General features: G+C 33.3%; 12 protein-coding genes. 7 read left to right on the top strand and 5 right to left on the bottom strand.

The features are described 5' to 3' along the window. Positions 1–30: 30 nt before the first annotated feature. The 5 genes from AC0L3M_RS14125 to AC0L3M_RS14105 all read right to left on the bottom strand — a co-directional run bounded on the left by AC0L3M_RS14125 (position 31) and on the right by AC0L3M_RS14105 (position 7,540). The gene (locus tag AC0L3M_RS14125) at positions 31–1,950 is read right to left on the bottom strand and encodes a glycoside hydrolase family 13 protein (protein ID WP_473431180.1); all 1,920 of its coding nucleotides are present in this window, start codon (positions 1,948–1,950) and stop codon (positions 31–33) included. 20 nt (positions 1,951–1,970) lie between these two features. After that, positions 1,971–4,277 carry a glycoside hydrolase family 65 protein gene (locus AC0L3M_RS14120; protein WP_473431179.1) on the bottom strand — a complete coding sequence of 769 codons (2,307 nt, stop codon included), beginning with the start codon at positions 4,275–4,277 and terminating at the stop codon, positions 1,971–1,973. A 60-nt stretch (positions 4,278–4,337) separates the two neighbouring features. Next, positions 4,338–4,994 (bottom strand): beta-phosphoglucomutase, encoded by a 657-nt coding sequence (gene pgmB / locus AC0L3M_RS14115; protein ID WP_292946825.1) that lies wholly within the window; start codon positions 4,992–4,994, stop codon positions 4,338–4,340. 3 nt (positions 4,995–4,997) lie between these two features. Beyond that, positions 4,998–6,371, bottom strand: a complete 1,374-nt coding sequence (locus tag AC0L3M_RS14110) for an MFS transporter (protein WP_292946822.1) — start codon at positions 6,369–6,371, stop codon at positions 4,998–5,000. Positions 6,372–6,502: 131 nt separating this feature from the next. Next, positions 6,503–7,540, bottom strand: coding sequence for a LacI family DNA-binding transcriptional regulator (locus AC0L3M_RS14105; protein ID WP_473431178.1), 1,038 nt, complete (start codon positions 7,538–7,540; stop codon positions 6,503–6,505). Between the two features lie 268 nt (positions 7,541–7,808). Between AC0L3M_RS14105 and AC0L3M_RS14100 the strand changes: the two genes are divergently transcribed. From AC0L3M_RS14100 to rpsI, 7 genes are all read left to right on the top strand, one after another. After that, positions 7,809–10,931, top strand: a complete 3,123-nt coding sequence (locus AC0L3M_RS14100; RefSeq protein WP_473431177.1) for a SusC/RagA family TonB-linked outer membrane protein — start codon at positions 7,809–7,811, stop codon at positions 10,929–10,931. A 12-nt stretch (positions 10,932–10,943) separates the two neighbouring features. Further along, the gene (locus AC0L3M_RS14095) at positions 10,944–11,360 is read left to right on the top strand and encodes a hypothetical protein (protein ID WP_473431176.1); all 417 of its coding nucleotides are present in this window, start codon (positions 10,944–10,946) and stop codon (positions 11,358–11,360) included. A gap of 254 nt (positions 11,361–11,614) precedes the next feature. Continuing rightward, the gene (locus AC0L3M_RS14090; protein WP_473431175.1) at positions 11,615–12,484 is read left to right on the top strand and encodes a RagB/SusD family nutrient uptake outer membrane protein; all 870 of its coding nucleotides are present in this window, start codon (positions 11,615–11,617) and stop codon (positions 12,482–12,484) included. Positions 12,485–12,499: 15 nt separating this feature from the next. After that, positions 12,500–13,873 (top strand): SusF/SusE family carbohydrate-binding protein, encoded by a 1,374-nt coding sequence (locus tag AC0L3M_RS14085; protein ID WP_473431174.1) that lies wholly within the window; start codon positions 12,500–12,502, stop codon positions 13,871–13,873. Positions 13,874–13,948: 75 nt separating this feature from the next. Next, positions 13,949–16,867 carry an alpha-amylase family glycosyl hydrolase gene (locus tag AC0L3M_RS14080; protein WP_473431173.1) on the top strand — a complete coding sequence of 973 codons (2,919 nt, stop codon included), beginning with the start codon at positions 13,949–13,951 and terminating at the stop codon, positions 16,865–16,867. Positions 16,868–17,059: 192 nt separating this feature from the next. After that, entirely contained in the window at positions 17,060–17,515 is a 456-nt protein-coding gene (gene rplM, locus AC0L3M_RS14075; RefSeq protein ID WP_145006015.1) for a 50S ribosomal protein L13, read from the top strand. Beyond that, on the top strand, positions 17,515–17,901 hold the full coding sequence (gene rpsI, locus AC0L3M_RS14070; protein WP_028289143.1) for a 30S ribosomal protein S9: 387 nt from the start codon (positions 17,515–17,517) through the stop codon (positions 17,899–17,901). Before rplM ends, rpsI begins: the two co-directional genes overlap by 1 nt. Positions 17,902–17,919 lie beyond the last annotated feature (18 nt).

The following is a 17,919-nucleotide window of genomic DNA, read 5'->3' as shown; positions in this document are numbered from 1 at the left end:
CTCTCGACTGCGCTCGAGGTGACATTTAATTTATAATTTAGTAGATAATAGCAAGCTTCCTCTTTCGTTTAAGGTAATTTCATCTTCCCAAACAAAAGTTTCATTAGTTACTATGTTTTTTAATGTTTTGCCTTGTAAACCAACTTCTTCAAAACGTTTTAAATCTAAACTAATTGGTTCATTATTTTTATTAATGATATGTACAACGGTTTCTCCATCTATAACTCTAAATAAGAAATACGTTCCCATAAATGGAGCAAAATGGATGGTTTTTCCATTGTGGATGGCATCACTAGATTTTCTGTAATTCAATACTTTTTTAAGGAATAACTGCATGTCTTTTTGCGCATCTGTTAAACCTTCTCCTGAAAATGCATTTACAGCATCTCCTTGCCAACCTCCAGGAAAATCGGTACGAATTAAACCATGATCGCCAGGTTTTTCAAAATCGTTCATTAAGATTTCTGTTCCGTAATACAATTGCGGAATTCTAGGTAAGCTTAATAGATAACTTAAAGCCATTTTGGTATTTGGCACATCTCCTTTTAATTGTGTGAAAATGCGACTCATATCATGATTGTCTGGAAAGACCATAATATCTTTTGGTGATGCATAGGCAAAATCGTTTGCTAAACCTTCGTATATTTTCACCAATCCAGTATCCCATTTTTCGTCTTCATTTAAAGCATCGACCGTATTTTTTTGCATAGCAAAATCCATAGTCGATTTTAAATTAGAATCGTAACCATCTTTATTGTCATGTCCTTCTTGCCAATAGGCAATTAATAACGGATTGGTACTCCATTCTTCACCAACGATGTTAAAGTTAGGATATTCGTTCATGATTGCTCCTGCCCAATTAGACATGAAATTTTTATCTGGATAAGGATAGGTGTCTTGACGAATTCCGCTAAGACTTAATGTTTCTACCCACCAAATACTATTCTGAATAATATAGTTTGCCATAAACGGGTTTCGTTGATTTAAATCTGGCATTGTTGGTACAAACCAACCTTCTGCCATTTCTTTTTTATCGCGTTTAGAAGCATACAAATCTTGGTTACTCGTACGTCTGTGGTTGGAGTTATTTAATGGTTTATTATTCTCAAAACTATCTTGTTGGTTCACCCAATCTTTAAATGGTAAATCTTGCATCCACCAATGTTCGCTTCCGCAATGATTAGCCACTTGGTCCATGATTAAACCGATACCTTTTTCTTTGGCTTTTGCAGCTAATTCTTGGTATTCTTCTAAACTTCCGTAACGAGGATCTACTTGGTAAAAATCGGTCATGGCGTAACCATGATACGAAGCTCTTTCCATATCATTAGTTAGTAAAGGACACGGCCAAATTTGTGTAAAACCCATATCTTCTATATAATCTAAATGCTGAATAATACCTCGTAAATCACCACCATGACGTGCATAATCGTCTTTTCTATCGATGGTTTTCTCCTTTAAATCTTCTTTTATATCATTAGAAGGATCACCATTTGCAAAACGATCTGGAGTGATTAAATAAATAGCATCTGTACTATCAAAACCTTGATAATCGGAAGCCTCTTTTAAACGTGCTTTTACTTCGTAAGTTTGAACAAGCTCTTTTTCTTCATTAAATTTAAAATGAATATTGAATGGTCCTGCTTTCGCACTTTCTGAAATATTTAAATCTAAAAACAGATAATTAGGGCTATCTGCTTTATGCACTTTTTCAATAGAAACTCCTGCATAATTTATACTAGGTGTTGCTTCCGAAATATTAGCATGCTTCACCAATAATTGTACTTGTGAATTATTAAAACCTGTCCACCAATGTGGTGGTTCTATACGCTCAATATCGTTTTTAACTTCGGTTACAACTTCAGAAGTTGTTGTTTTTTCGGCTACCTTCTGGCAAGAAAAACTAACACTAATTAAAATTACTAATGCTAGTGGAATTAATTTTTTCATCTTAATTAGTGTGTTTAGTTTTAAATTTTCACCAAGTTATTTGGTGATACTGTTACCGAATTATCATTTACTTGAATGTTTAAATCTGTATTCCCTTCTAACTCGAAAGTCGTTTCCGCTTGCGATACATTCACTTTTAAAATTTGATCTCTAAAGTTTACTTTAAATGAATACGCTTCCCATTCTTTAGGAATACGAGGTTCAAAATGTAGCGTATCGTTTTTAACACGCATACCACCAAAACCTTCTACAATACTCATCCATGTTCCAGCCATACTGGTAATATGTAAACCTTCTTCTACCTCTTTATTATAATCGTCTAAATCTAAACGAGACGTACGTAAATAGAACGTATACGCTTGTTCCATTTGGTCTAATTTAGCAGCTTGAATACTGTGTACACAAGGTGAAAGTGAGCTTTCATGTACTGTAAATGGTTCGTAAAAATCGAAATGACGTTTTAATTCTTCAGTTGAAAATTGATCTTCAAAGAAGTAAAAACCTTGTAAAGTATCTGCTTGTTTGATGTAAGGCGAACGTAAAATACGATCCCAACTCCACTTTTGGTTTATTGGTCTATCTTGATTTGGTAAATCGGCAACCGTAATTAATTCTTTATCTAAAAAGCCATCTTGTTGTAAGTATACTTGGTGTTTTTCAGAATAAGGGAAAAACATATTATCTGCTACTTTTTGCCAAGCATGTAACTCTTCGTGGGTGATTTTTGTTTTGCCCGAAATACGCAAGTAATCGTCGTGATGTCCTTCTTTAACTTTCTCGATATTTTCTAACGCATAATCAATACACCACTTTGCTAAATAGTTGGTATAAAAGTTATTATTGATGTTATTTTCATATTCGTTAGGACCAGTAACACCTAAAATAACATACTTGTTTTTATCTGTAGAAAATGTAGCACGTTGTTGCCAGAATCTAGCGATACCAATAAGGACTTCTAATCCCATTTCTGGAATATAGCTGTAATCTCCTGTATAACGATAGTAGTTAAAAATAGCAAAAGCAATAGCTCCATTTCTGTGAATTTCTTCAAAGGTAATTTCCCATTCGTTATGGCATTCTTCACCATTCATGGTTACCATTGGGTACAATGCTGCTCCATTATTAAACCCTAATTTCTCAGCATTTTCAATCGCTTTTTCTAAATGATTATACCTATATTTTAATAAACTGCGTGCTACTTTTTGATCTTTGGTAGCCATGTAAAACGGAATGCAATATGCTTCGGTATCCCAATACGTACTTCCACCATATTTTTCTCCTGTAAATCCTTTTGGACCAATGTTTAAGGTAGAATCTTTTCCTAAATAGGTTTGGTTTAATTGGAAAATATTAAAACGAATACCTTGTTGTGCTTTAACATCACCATCGATTGTGATATCTGACATTTCCCAAATTTTTGACCAAGCCTCTTTTTGATTATTTAAAAGTACTTGAAAACCTAAATTTGAAGCAGTATCTAATGCTTTTTTAGCTGCTGAAACTAACTGATTTTTATCGTGATTTCTATCTACTGTATAACCACCAAACTTTTGGATGCTTGCAGTTTCACCTGAATTCACAGAAACTGTATACATAAATGAAATAGCATTTGCTTGTTTATCTATTTCTGGTGTTTGCTCTTGTTTTGTATTATTTACAAATACTGAAGACTGCATAAATGTACAAGTATGAAAACCTGTTTTCATGGTTTTTGCTTCAATAAATGCTTGCTCGTTTTCTGTACTTACGTTTAAAGTATCCCAAAATTGGTCGTCCCAATTGGTGTCTTCATTTGTAATACCTGAATCTAAATACGGTTGAAACTTAATAGTCGCTTTTCCATTTAAAGGAGTTACTTGGTAATTTATAGCTCCAACTTCATCTAAATCTAAACTTAAAAAACGAAGTACTTTCACTTCAATTTCTAATTTATTTTGAAGCGTTGCAGTAAACGATCTTGATAACCAACCTTCTTGCATGTTAAGCTCTCTTCTAAAGTTAGAAACCGAAACACAGGTATTTAAATCTAGTTGTTCATCATTAATTTCTACATTAATACCTATCCAATTTGGAGCATTTAATACTTTAGCAAAATACTCTGGATAACCATTTTTCCACCAACCCACTCTGGTTTTGTCAGGATAATAAACGCCTGCAATGTAGCTTCCTTGAAAGGTTGGACCTGTATATTGTTCTTCAAAATTAGCACGTTGACCCATTGCACCATTTCCGATGCTGAATAAACTTTCTGAAGACTTAACGCGATCTGCATCAAAACCTTCTTCAATTATGGACCAATTGTCTGGTTGTATATAATCTTGATTCATTTTCTTATATTTTTTTGATAACAAACACTTCGACTACGCTCAGTGTGACAATCAATATTTTTATCTATTTATTAATTCTTCTATAAAGCTGTTTTCTATTTCAGTAAAATCTGAAAAGATATAATCTGCTTCATGTAATACCTCTTTTTCGCCTATACCAATAGAAATCATGTTTGCTGTATTTGCAGCTTGAACACCAGCTACAGAATCTTCAAAAACAATACAATCTTCAGGTTTCATGTTTAAATGCTTTGCTGCAATTAAAAACACTTCTGGGTCTGGTTTTGCTTTGCTAACATCGTTACCATCAACAATAGCATCAAACTTTGAAAGTAAATTGACTTTTTCTAAAATTGGTCGTGCATTTTTACTTGCAGACCCTAAAGAAATTGGCTGTTGTTTTTCGATTAAATAATTTAATATTTTTGGTACGTCGGGTAAAATTTCTTCATCGGTCATTTTTTCAATGAAGCTTAGATACTCTTCATTTTTTTTACCCATTAATGATGTAAATAATTCTTCTGAAATGGTTTTATTTCCCCATTCTAATATTTTTTCTAATGATTTTACTCGGCTAACACCTTTAAGTTGTTCGTTTTGCTCGTGTGTAAAATCTATATCAATACTTTTTGCAAGGTTTTGCCATGCTAAAAAGTGATATTTTGCAGTGTCTACAATGACACCATCTAAATCGAATATGAATCCTTTTTTATTCATTTTTTAAATTTCTTCTGCTTGATATGAGATTGCGTTTTTATTAGTTATCAATAAGTTGCAAAGACCTGCAATTATTAAACTAATTCCTGCAACTGTCATAGCATTTATAGTTTCTTCTCCTAATAAACTTGATATAAAATTAATACCTCCAAGTGCTGCGATAATTTGTGGAATTACAATAAACATGTTGAAGATTCCCATAATTACACCCATTTTTTTTGGATCTACAGAACTAGATAACATGGCATAAGGCATTGACAAAATACTTCCCCAAGCAAAACCAATAAGTATAAAGCAATACTTTAGGTGTTCTGGTGAAGCGTAATTCATTAACAAAAATCCTACACCACCTAACATTAGTGATACCATATGTACTAACTTACGGTTAATGCGCCTTTTGGCTGTATATAGTACTAATAATAAAGCAAAAGCCATAGAGGATAACCCATACACACCCATTGCTGAACCTACTAAATTTGATGATTTTTGAAACGCTGTATTTTGTGTATCAAATGCAGCTTTTTGCACAGTATCTGCCATATCAAAAGCACTTTCTATTGGAGCTGGTGTATTAAACACGTGCTCTGTAAGTGCTGGATTGGCTAAACTCCACATGGTGAAAAAGGCAAACCAAGAAAAGAATTGGATGACTCCTAATTTTTTCATGGTTAAAGGCATATTTCCAATATTATTTAAAATATCAGGAATGAAGTTGTTTTTCTTAGCTTTCTCGCGCTCAAACTCTTCCATGTCTTCTGGAGGATATTCTGTTGTAGTAAATACAGTGTAAAGAATACTTAGTAAAAACACGAATGCACCAATTGCAAAAGCTATTTTAACTGAGTCCGTAATTACACCAGAGTCTGCAGAATCGCTAACTCCAAATTGCGACACCATCCAAGGTAAATTACTAGCAACCCAAGTACCAATACCTATAATTAAGGTTTGTACAACAAATCCATAAGACCTTTGAGAGTCAGGTAATTTATCTGCCACTAAAGCCCTAAAGGGTTCCATAGACACATTTATTGAAGCATCCAGAATCCATAAAAATCCTGCTGCTACCCAAAGTGCTGGAGAATAAGGCACAAAAAATAATGCTAACGAACTTAAGATAGCTCCAATTAAGAAAAACGGTCTACGTCTTCCCCATTTGACACTCCAAGTACGATCACTCATGTAACCAATTATTGGCTGAACCAATAAACCAGTTAAAGGTGCTGCAATCCATAATAATGGGATTTCATCTTTACTTGCTCCTAATGTTTGAAATATTCGAGACATAAAGCCTCCTTGTAATGCAAAACCAAATTGAATTCCTAAGAAACCGAAACTCATGTTCCAGATTTCCCAAAAGCCAAGGGTACGCTTTTTCATAAATAGTAAGTTTAAATTATTACTATTTTGATAAGCTTTTACTTATCAAAACTATATTACCTGAGAAGTAAAAATATATGTTTTGATTGGCGTAAAGATATAAAAGATTTTAAACGAGCAATGTTAAATTTTTATTTTGTGGATGCGCGTTCAATTAATTCGGTTTCAATAACTACGGTTTCGTAGATGTCTTCTTCGTCTTCTCTTTCTAAATTATTTATCAATAATTCGGCTGCTTTTTCGCCTATTTTCTTACCATGTTGACTGACTGTAGTTAAAGCAGGAACAGCATGTTTAGACAATACACCATCTGTAAAACCAACAATTTGCAAATCGTCAGGAATGGTTAAGCCTAACTTTCTAGCAACCTTCATGGTTGTAATAGCATACAGCTCGTTTACAGCAAAAACACCATCAATTTTTTTATTATTTTTAAATAAGTTTTCAATTTCAATTTCTAAAGAATCCAAATGATCTTCGGACAACAATTGATCATGAACCTTTAGTATTAGACTTGCTTTTGGATCTATTTTATGATCTTCTAAAGCTTCTAAATAGCCTTGAGTCCTTAATTTACCTACACTTACATAATCTTTAGTGGTTACAATCGCTATGTTTTTACAACCACATGCAATTAATTTATTAACTGCTAATTTTGCTCCTTCAGTGTCATCAACTATTACCTTATCACATTTTATTTCGTTTACAACACGATCAAACATTACAATTGGCATACCTTGACTGATAGTTTCAGTAAAATGATGATAATCTTGCTGTTGTAAGGTTTCTTTAGCAATAGACAATATAAAACCATCTATACTACCATTAGCAAGCATTTCCATGTTAATGACCTCTTTAGCAAAGGACTCGTTTGACAACCCTACAATAACATTATAACCTCTTTGATTTGCTACAGCCTCAATACCACTAATAACTTTTGAGAAAAAATGATGCACGATTTCTGGAATAATAATTCCAATAGTTTTTGTCTTCCTATTTTTTAAACTTAACGCAATGTTGTTTGGTCTGTAATTATAAAACTTAGCAAATGCCTGTACTTTTTGGCGTGTATCCTCACTAATCTCTATGCTATTTCTAAGTGCTTTGGACACTGTCGATATTGACACATCTAATTCTCTTGCTATTTGCTTTAAGGTTATTTTTTTCATAAGTGTATTAAAAATAGAATGCTTGATTAAGATTTATCAAATATAAGGGGTTAAACTTATTGGATTAAGTCAAATATCCATTAAAAAATGACGATAATTCATTATTTAGTAGTCATTTATCTTAAATACTCAAAAAGTTGTCAACACGAAAACGTTTTCGTTGCTTGATATACAAGAGGCGACAAAATATTAACATAAAATTTACATAGATTTATCATCGAGAAGTAAAAATATACATTTAAAATTTAAACTAACTTAATATTATTGTATGAAAACAATTTTTAAAAGGCTTCTATTAGCTTTACTGTTTTTACCAACGATTATACTTGCACAAAGTACAGTTACTGGGACAGTTACAGAACAAGCTACAGCCTTACCAATACCTACGGTTAATGTTATAATTAAGGATACATCCAGAGGAACAGCTACGGATTTTGATGGTAATTATACATTAGAGGTTAATAATGGAGATGTATTAGTCTTTTCTTATATAGGCTATTTAACTCAAGAAATTACTTACAATGGACAATCTAATATTAATGTAGGTCTAGTAGAGGACGCTTCGCAATTAGATGAAGTCGTTATTATAGGATATGGTAGTGTTAAAAAAGAAGACCTAACAGGATCTGTAGATGTTGTTACGTCTGAAGATTTTAATAAAGGAGCCATAACGTCTACGGATCAACTGTTACGTGGTAAAGCAGCAGGTGTGAGAATTACAGATAGTGGTGGATCACCAGACTCTGCTCCAACTATTAGAATACGTGGTGGTGCCTCTTTATTTGCGGATAACAGTCCATTAATTGTAATTGATGGTGTTGCTCTTGGAGGTCAAAATCCAGCTGGAGTTTCAAACCCTTTATCATTAATTAATCCAAATGATGTAGAAAGCTTTTCTATATTAAAAGATGCCTCTGCAACTGCTATTTACGGTTCTAGAGCATCTAATGGTGTTATTATTATTACAACTAAAAAAGGGACTTCTGGCGAAGCAAAATATACATTTTCCACTAATGTATCAGTTGATAGTGCAGGTGAAGGTTTAGATATGATGAATAGCGAAGAATATGTTCGTTTTATTAAACAATATCATCCAACATACCAATCAGAATTAGGAGTACCAGTTGGAGAAGTTTCAACTACTGAACCTTCTAGCATTATCCAGGTTAACATTTATGATACCGATGGAAACATTACAGGTACAGAAAACAGAGCTATTTATGATACTAATTGGAGAGATGCTATTTTAAGAACTGCTATTTCAACAAATACAAACTTTAGCGTTAGAGCTAACCTTGGAGGTGTATTACCTTTTAGAGCCTCTGTAGGTTATAGTGATTTAGAAGGTGTTGTAAGAACAGACGACTACAAACGTTATAGTGCTGCCTTTAAATTATCTCCAAAATTATTAAATGATAATTTAAAAATTGATGCCAATGCTAAATTAACTTTTGTAGATAAAAATGCTACAGATTCAGGTGGAGCATTAGGAGGAGCAATTGTGTTTGACCCAACAAAACCTGTGTATGATAATAATTCAATTTTTGGAGGATATTATACCAACACAGCTTTGGATGGCACAAGGTTATTGATTGATGGACAATCAAATCCATTAGCGCTTTTAGAGCAAAGAGAACGACCTGAAAGAGCTTACAGATTTTTAGGAAATGTAGAATTTGATTATACCATGCCTTTTTTACCAGAATTAAAAGCGGTTGTAAATGTTGGATTAGACGCATCACGTTCTAAAATAAAAGAAAGCTTTGAAAATAATGCAATTTCTGCTTTTGGTATAGATACAACTAACGGTAACGCTGTTGTCTTTAATCCAGGAACAAGCTACAGAGAAAGACAACACATAACTAATGCAACCTTCGATTCGTATTTACAATACGCTAAAGAAATCGAGGAAAGCTTTATAACAAGATATGATGTACAATTAGGTTATTCTTACCAAAATTTTAAAACAGATGGTAATAGTGATCGTTTTCGTAACAACGTGGACACTGGTTTTAGAGAAGTAGATTTTAATCCAGAAAATCCTAATAACAGATATTATAATGATCAAAATTTACAATCGTTTTTTGGACGTTCAAACATTAATATTCTAGACAAGTATTTAGTAACTGTATCTTTAAGAGCAGATGGTTCGTCATTTTTTGTAACCGATGATGTTTGGGCAGAAGAAGCTTGGGGATTTTTTCCAGCAGCAGCTTTAGCTTGGAAAATAAAGCAAGAAAACTTTTTAAAGGATGTTAAGTTTGTAAACGACCTAAAATTAAGATTAGGTTATGGTAAGACAGGACAACAAAACATTGCAGGTGCAGTTGGGACATACTATCCTACTAGTCCACTTTTTGCAATAGGATCTCAAAACAGTCAATACCTTCCAGGTGCTAATTTATATTCGGCATTACCATTTCAAACAGGTTTAACTTGGGAAAAAACGTCTACTTACAACCTAGGTTTAGACTTCAACTTCTTTAAAAACAGCATAATTAGTGGTTCTTTTGATATCTTTAAAAGAGAAACAACAGACTTATTAACAGATGCGTTAATTCCGCCAGGACAAGGATTAACAGATTCTTTTATTAAAAATGTAGGGTCGACAGAGAGTGAAGGTTTTGAACTTAACTTAAACTTAAACCCTATCCAAAATGAAGATTTCAACCTATCGTTTAACGGAAACATTAGCTACGCTACAACAGAAGTTACAGATTTAGGAGGAATAAATACTTTAAGAATAGGAGGAGGTCTTTTAGGGACAGGTTCTAATTTGTTTTTTAATAAATTAGGAGAAGAGCCTGGTTTAGCAGGAGTTTTCAAACAAGTTTATGATGCTTCTGGAAATCCAATTCCTGGTGCTTTTGTAGATTTAAATGGTGACAATCAAATAACTGAAGATGACAAATACTTTGAGGCTTTAGCACCTAATTGGACGTTTGGTTTTGGTTTAAATGTTAATTACAAAAACTGGGATTTATCAGCTAGTTTTAGAGGACAGTTAGACGGAAAACTTTATGACTTTAATGAATTAAGATATGGTCATACAGGTAGTGCAGAGCCAAACAACAACACAAGTATTACAAATGTTTTAAACTTTTATGATGGTGCAGCCAATCCTGTATTTGATGAAGTTATTGGTAATACACAGTTTTCAGACTACTTCCTACAAGATGCATCATTTTTAAGATGTCAAAACATTGTTGTAGGTTATAACTTTGATAGTAATTTTATTAAAAACACAAGTATGAGAATTTATGGATCGGTTAACAATCCATTTATAATCACTAATTACGAAGGTCAAGATCCAGAAAATAATGGTGGTATTGATGGTGCTTTCTATCCAAGACCTACAACAATTAGTATGGGTGTGAATATTGATTTTTAAAAAACTATGAACATGAAAAAAATAATATTAACAGTTTTAGGGCTAGCGTTATTTACAACACTATCGTCTTGTGTTGATGACCTTGACACAGCGCCTAAAGTAGAATTAACTTTGGAACAATTATTAGAAAATGATCCAAATGCTGTAGAAGGTATTTTATCTAGACTATATGCTTCATTTGCATTATCAGGTCCAAGTGGTCCTGGTAGTTCAGATATAAGTGATGATCCAGGAGAATCACCTTTTTTAAGAGGAATTGTAAATTTACAAGACTTTACTGCAGACGGAATGAAAAATCGTTGGGGAGATGATGGTTTAGACCAACTAACAACAACCTCAGAATGGACAAGTAATAATAAGTTTTTAGATATTTATACAACAGAGCTTATTACACGATCCCACAATGTAACAACTTACTTAACGTATTAAGTAGTGCTAGTACTGATGCTGGCGAGACAGTAGTCTCTGAGGTAAGATTTTTAAGAGCGCTAGCTTACTTTTATGTAATCGATGTTTTTGGAAAAGGTGTTTTAGCTACTGACGAAAACTTTGGCCAATCAGAGCTTTTACCTGAATCTACAAGAGAAGAACTATTTAATTACGTAGAGTCTGAACTTTTAGAAATCGAACCTTTAATAGGAACGTTTAACGGTTACGGAAGAGCAAACACATATGTTGTAGACATGTTATTAGCAAAACTTTATATTAATGCTGAAGTTTATACAGGTACACCACGATATGATCAAGCCTATATTTATGTAAATAAAGTTATTACTGAAGGTGGTTATAGCTTAACAGATAACTTTGTTGAAAATTTCTCAGGAGATAATGATATGTCTTCAGAAATTATCTACCCTTTAATTGCAGATCCAATTGTAAGTCAAAGTTTTGGAAACACAACTTATATTGTAAACGGAAACTTAAGTCCAGACACAATAACTATTTCAGAATTTGGTGCAACAGAAGGTTGGCAAGGACACAGAGCCACTAAAGCTTGGTATGGATTATTTGGAGATTTAGATACATCTACAGATGATAGAGCTGATTTATTCTGGACTGAAGGTCACAACTATGAAATGAATGATTATACTGTATGGACTGATGGTTACCCTTCAATAAAATTTAGAAACACAACATTTAATTCGGAATATACTCCTACTAGTTTTTCTGGTACAGATTTTCCTTTATACCGTTTAGCAGACGCTTACCTTATGTATGCAGAGTGTGCGCTTCGTGGTGCAGCTGGAGCAAGTATGACAGACGCACTAAATTATGTTAATTTAGTAAGAACACGTTCAAATGCAACAGCTATTTCAATGGGAGATTTAAACTTAGATTTTATCATTGACGAAAGAGGTAGAGAATTAAACCTAGAAGGACACAGAAGAACAGACCTTATTCGCTTTGGAAAATTCACAGGTGGAAACTACCTATGGCCTTGGAAAGGTGGAACTGTAAATGGTTCTTCAATTCCTGACACATACAAAGTGTTTCCAATACCGCAAACAGCTTTAGAAGCAAATCCTAATTTACAACAAAATACAGGTTACTAACTAAATAAAATAACAATGAAAAATTTTAAAATTTTATTACTTGTAGTTATTGCTATGATAGGCTTTAACTCTTGTCAAGAAGACGATGATTTAGTTTTCACAGCAGCTCCAACAGGTGATTTCACCTTTTCAAATTCGTTTTTAGAACAATATGTTTTAACATCTCAAACGTCTGGTAACATCGCAGAAAGATTTACATGGGATGATGCCAACTTTAATGTAGCTACCAACACTAGTTATGAACTACAACGTTCCTTAACTGGAGATTTTACAGATATGGTTGTAGTAGAAACAACAAGTGCTAATGAGCTAGCTGTGACTATTGGAGACATGTTATCTATTGCTGAAGAAGCAGGTTTAAATAACGATCCTGCAACACCAGAACAAAATGCTGGAAGCATAACTTTTAGATTAAGAGCTTATGTTGGTGATACTGGTAATGGGACAGAATTAATGTCTTTTCCACAAGTATTAAACGTTTATTTACCGCCTGTTACTAATGGTGGTGGATCTGGAATAGAACCATCTATTTGGGGAGTTGTAGGATCTGCAGCTAACGATTGGGGAGCTGCTGGTCCAGACTTACCATTTTACACGACTTCTGATCCTGACGTTTTAGTTGCTTATGTTAATTTAAAAGATGGAGAGATTAAAATTAGACAAAGTAATGATTGGTCACTACCTAATTATGGAGATGCAACTTTAGATGGTGTTTTAGACACAGACAACGATAATAACATTGCTGTTACAGCTGGCGATTACAAAATTGTATTTAATACCTCTACATTAGATTATACCATTGAAGCGTTCTCTTACGGAATTGTTGGTTCTGCTTACAATGATTGGGGAAATGCTGGACCTGATGCTAAATTTCATTACGACTACACTACAGATACATTTAAAGTAGGTGTAAGATTAATAGATGGTGAAATGAAGGTTAGATTTAACCAAGATTGGGGATTACCTAACTATGGTGATGCAACACTTGATGGTGTTTTAGATACTGATAGCGACAATAATATTGCTGTAACTGCTGGATTCTATTTAATGACTATAAATCTAAACGATTTTTCTTACACCTTAGTACCAACAGATTTATGGGGAGTTGTAGGTTCTGGTTATAATGATTGGGGTAATGCAGGTCCTGATGCTACTTTTACACCTTTAACAGACACACAATGGTTAGCAGAAAATGTGACATTAATTGATGGAGAAATTAAAATACGTTTAAGTGAAGATTGGTCTTTAATTAACTATGGAGATGCAACATCAGATGGTGTATTAGATACTGATAACGATAATAACATAGTTGTAACTGCTGGAGTTTATGATATCAAACTAGATTTTACAGATCCTGGTGCTCCAACATATGTATTTATAACTAAATAATAATTAATTTGATTATTAAATAAGAGGCAGCATCCAATTTGGTAAGCTGCCTCTTTTTTTAAAACTAACTTCGCTATGAAAAAAATTATTTTTTTATTTTTTTTGCTATGTCAGATTACATTGGCGCAGCAACAAAATGTAACTTACAATGTTACTCCTTCTGTAATTGAAGAAGACCAACTGGTAACACTAACTTTTAATGGTAGTAGTATTAATGAAGCAACTTGGAATGTTGTTAATAATGAACTGTATTTATGGTCTTGGTCATATGATTTAAACTTAACTAATCAGCAAGACGCACCAAATAATGGAGATTGGACAGACTCTTCAAACACAACAACGCCAAACCTATTGACTTATAATTCAGGAAGTGACACCTACTCTATTTCATTTATACCACAAGACTTTTATAACAGAACAGGAATTGGACGTATTGGATTTCTTTTAAAAGCTAAAGACGCTTCAGGAGACAAAAAATCTCAAGATATACTTGAAGATGTTGGTTCATTTCAAGTAATACTAACGACTCCAGAAGACAATTCAACAACAATTATAGATACTGGAAGTAACTTTGACATTTCTGCTAATAATACTGGTGGTAATGCTAATTACGTTTTAAGTGCAGACGGAACAACTATTGACACTCAAAATGGCGTGTCTTCGTATAACTTCCAAGACACAGCTATTACAATAAACAAAAACTATACATTAGACGTAACAGTTGGTGGGCAAACCAAAACAAAATCATTTTCTGTAGTAGTAGATCCTGGTAGTACTTTTGCTATCATGCCAACTAACTATCAAGACGGAATCACTTATGATCCTGCAGATCCTACACAAGCAACTTTAGTATTATATGCACAAGGTAAAGACTTTGTATACGTAGCAGGAAGCTTTAACAATTGGCAGCCTGACAACAGCTACGCTATGAAAAGAGATCCCACTAGAAATAATAAATATTGGATAACATTAACAGGGTTAACTCCAGGTCAAATAGAAACTTATCAATATTGGGTAGTGGACAAAACACCAATAACAAATTCGCCTAAATTAGTTAAGGTTGCAGATCCTTATTCAACATTAGTATTATCTCCTTTTGATGACCCATACATTCCAGCAACTACTTATCCAAATATCCCTACCTATCCTACTGGTCAAGATAGAGAAGTTACTGTTTTACAAACTGGTCAAACAGATTATCCATGGGTAGTTACAGATTTTGAAAAACCTAAAAAAGAGGATTTAGTAATTTATGAAGTCTTAGTTAGAGATTTTGATGCTAATAGAAATTTTCAGGATATAATAGATAGAATAGATTATTTTAAAAATCTAAACATCAATGCTATTCAATTAATGCCAATTATGGAATTTGAAGGCAATGAAAGTTGGGGATATAATACCTCTTTTCATATGGCATTAGATAAATATTATGGTACAGAAGACAAACTTAAAGAGCTTATCGATATTTGTCATCAAAACGGAATTGCTGTAATATTAGACCTTGCACTAAACCATGCATTTGGACGTAACCCTATGGTACGCATGTGGATGGATGATGCAGATGGTGATGGTTGGGGAGAACCAAGTAGTGAAAATCCATATTTTAATCAAGTCGCAACACATAGTTACAGTGTTGGTTCAGATTTTGACCACTCCAACTCTTTCACAAAAGTATATTCAAAAAGAGTGGTAAAACAATGGATTGAAGAATACAAAATTGATGGATTTAGATGGGATTTAACCAAAGGGTTTACTCAAAACGCATCTTCAGGAGAAACGCAAACCAACGCTTACCAAGCCGATAGAGTTGCAATTTTAAAAGAATATGCAGATTACTCATGGAGTTTGGATGAAGACCACTACGTTATATTTGAACATTTAGGATTTGGCGGAAGTGCTGCAGAAGAAAAGGAATGGGCTGATTATAGAGTAGATGAAGGTAAAGGTATCATGCTTTGGGGTAAAATGACAGATCCTTATAACCAATTAACCATGGGCTATGCTTCAGGAACCGATATTAGCAGAATGGGTCATAAAGACAACAGTCGTAATTACGATGCACCAAGATTAGTCGGCTATCCAGAAAGTCATGACGAAGAAAGACTAATGTATAAAAATGTACAATTTGGAAACAGCACTAATGCTAGCCATAATGTTACTAATTTAAATATAGCTATTAAAAGAATGTCTGCATTAGGTGCAGTATCATTAACCATACCTGGTCCAAAAATGATTTGGCATTTTGGAGAACTTGCTATGGAAAACTCTATTTACACCTGTAATAATGGTAGTGTAAATACGGAAGCAGACGCTATTGACGGTAACTGTAAACTAGATACAAAACCACAACCACAATGGACAAACGGATGGCTTACAGACGCTAACAGAAGTCAAGTATATAATGATTGGTCTAGAATTAACGAGTTAAAGGTAAACGAAGCTGTCTTTGAAGGAGACTATATAATTAACGATAGTAGCAACCCAAATGTAGATACTTTAACACCTAGAATTTACATATTTGACAATGCTTTACCTTCAACCGAATTAAAAAACGTAGTTATATTAGCAAATTTTGATGTAACATCACAAAACGTGACACCAGATTTTCCATATACAGGTACATGGTATGACTTAATGGATCAAAATAATAGTACCTTTATTAATGTAACTAACACTGCAACACCAATTACAATTCCAGCAGGAGAGTTTAGAATATATGGTAATGCAGTTCCACAAAGCCTAAGCACAGATCAATTTCAAATTGCAGATAACTTTAAATTATATCCTAATCCTGCAAAAACATCTTTTAAACTAACCACTAAAATAACAGGAGTTAAAATCTTAGACGTCTCAGGAAAACAGTTAATTGAATACAAAGGAACATTTGATGCAGGACATCAATTTAATATTGACAGTTTAGTTAACGGATTATATATTATACAATTAGAAGACACTAAAGGACAAACTAAAATAACCAAACTAATAAAATCTTAAATCAACACTTAAAAACATATAAAAAGCTTCAACTAAATCTTGAAGCTTTTTTATAGTGCATTTTGATACTCAAAAAGATATGAACAAACTTATTAAAAATAAGTGCTATCAGTATTTGGTAATCAAATATATAATCGTAAATTTGCAAACTCTTTTTGAGAGAGGAATGTTTAATAAAAAATAATTAATAACGTGGACACATTAAGCTACAAAACGATTTCAGCAAACAAAGCAACTGTAGATAAGCAGTGGGTTTTAGTAGATGCTGAAGGTCAATCATTAGGTCGTTTAGCTTCTAAAGTTGCAAAACTTTTAAGAGGAAAACATAAGCCTAGCTTCACACCACACGTTGATTGTGGAGATAACGTAATTGTTATCAATTCAGAAAAAATCAACTTAACTGGAAACAAATGGAATGACAAAACGTACATTCGTCACACAGGTTATCCAGGTGGTCAAAGAAGTTTAACTGCTACAGAAATGTTTGGAAAAGATCCAGCAAGATTAGTAGAAAAATCAGTAAAAGGAATGTTACCTAAAAACAAATTAGGTGCAACATTATTCCGTAATTTAAATGTTGTTGTTGGTGCAGCTCACTCACATGAAGCACAAAAGCCAACAGTAATTAACTTAAACGAATTCAAGTAATGGAAGTAATTCACAAAATTGGTCGTCGTAAGACCGCAGTTGCTCGTGTTTACCTATCTGAAGGAAAAGGTAACATTACGATCAACAAAAAAGATCTTAAAGACTACTTCGATACAGCAACTTTACAGTACAAAGTAAACCAACCATTAGCTTTAACAGATAATGAAGGTAACTTTGATATTAAAGTAAATGTATTTGGAGGAGGTATCACAGGTCAAGCTGAAGCTGTACGTTTAGCAATCTCTCGCGCAATGTGCGAATTAGATGCTGAAAACAGATTAATCTTAAAGCCTGAAGGATTATTAACAAGAGACCCAAGAATGGTTGAGCGTAAAAAATTCGGACAGAAAAAAGCGCGTAAGAAATTCCAATTCTCTAAACGTTAATACCTTTGTTGAATTTAT

The sequence above is a fragment of the Olleya sp. KJ81-1 genome (assembly GCF_055808135.1).
The sequence above is the reverse complement of the archived record's forward strand: the minus strand, read 5'-3'. Positions and strand labels throughout refer to the sequence as shown.

Coding starts and splice junctions, on each gene's coding strand:
- AC0L3M_RS14125 (WP_473431180.1), bottom strand. CDS start 1,950: ATGAAAAAATTAATTCCACTAGCATTAGTAATTTTAATTAGTGTTAGT.
- AC0L3M_RS14120 (WP_473431179.1), bottom strand. CDS start 4,277: ATGAATCAAGATTATATACAACCAGACAATTGGTCCATAATTGAAGAA.
- pgmB (WP_292946825.1), bottom strand. CDS start 4,994: ATGAATAAAAAAGGATTCATATTCGATTTAGATGGTGTCATTGTAGAC.
- AC0L3M_RS14110 (WP_292946822.1), bottom strand. CDS start 6,371: ATGAAAAAGCGTACCCTTGGCTTTTGGGAAATCTGGAACATGAGTTTC.
- AC0L3M_RS14105 (WP_473431178.1), bottom strand. CDS start 7,540: ATGAAAAAAATAACCTTAAAGCAAATAGCAAGAGAATTAGATGTGTCA.
- AC0L3M_RS14100 (WP_473431177.1), top strand. CDS start 7,809: ATGAAAACAATTTTTAAAAGGCTTCTATTAGCTTTACTGTTTTTACCA.
- AC0L3M_RS14095 (WP_473431176.1), top strand. CDS start 10,944: ATGAAAAAAATAATATTAACAGTTTTAGGGCTAGCGTTATTTACAACA.
- AC0L3M_RS14090 (WP_473431175.1), top strand. CDS start 11,615: ATGTTATTAGCAAAACTTTATATTAATGCTGAAGTTTATACAGGTACA.
- AC0L3M_RS14085 (WP_473431174.1), top strand. CDS start 12,500: ATGAAAAATTTTAAAATTTTATTACTTGTAGTTATTGCTATGATAGGC.
- AC0L3M_RS14080 (WP_473431173.1), top strand. CDS start 13,949: ATGAAAAAAATTATTTTTTTATTTTTTTTGCTATGTCAGATTACATTG.
- rpsI (WP_028289143.1), top strand. CDS start 17,515: ATGGAAGTAATTCACAAAATTGGTCGTCGTAAGACCGCAGTTGCTCGT.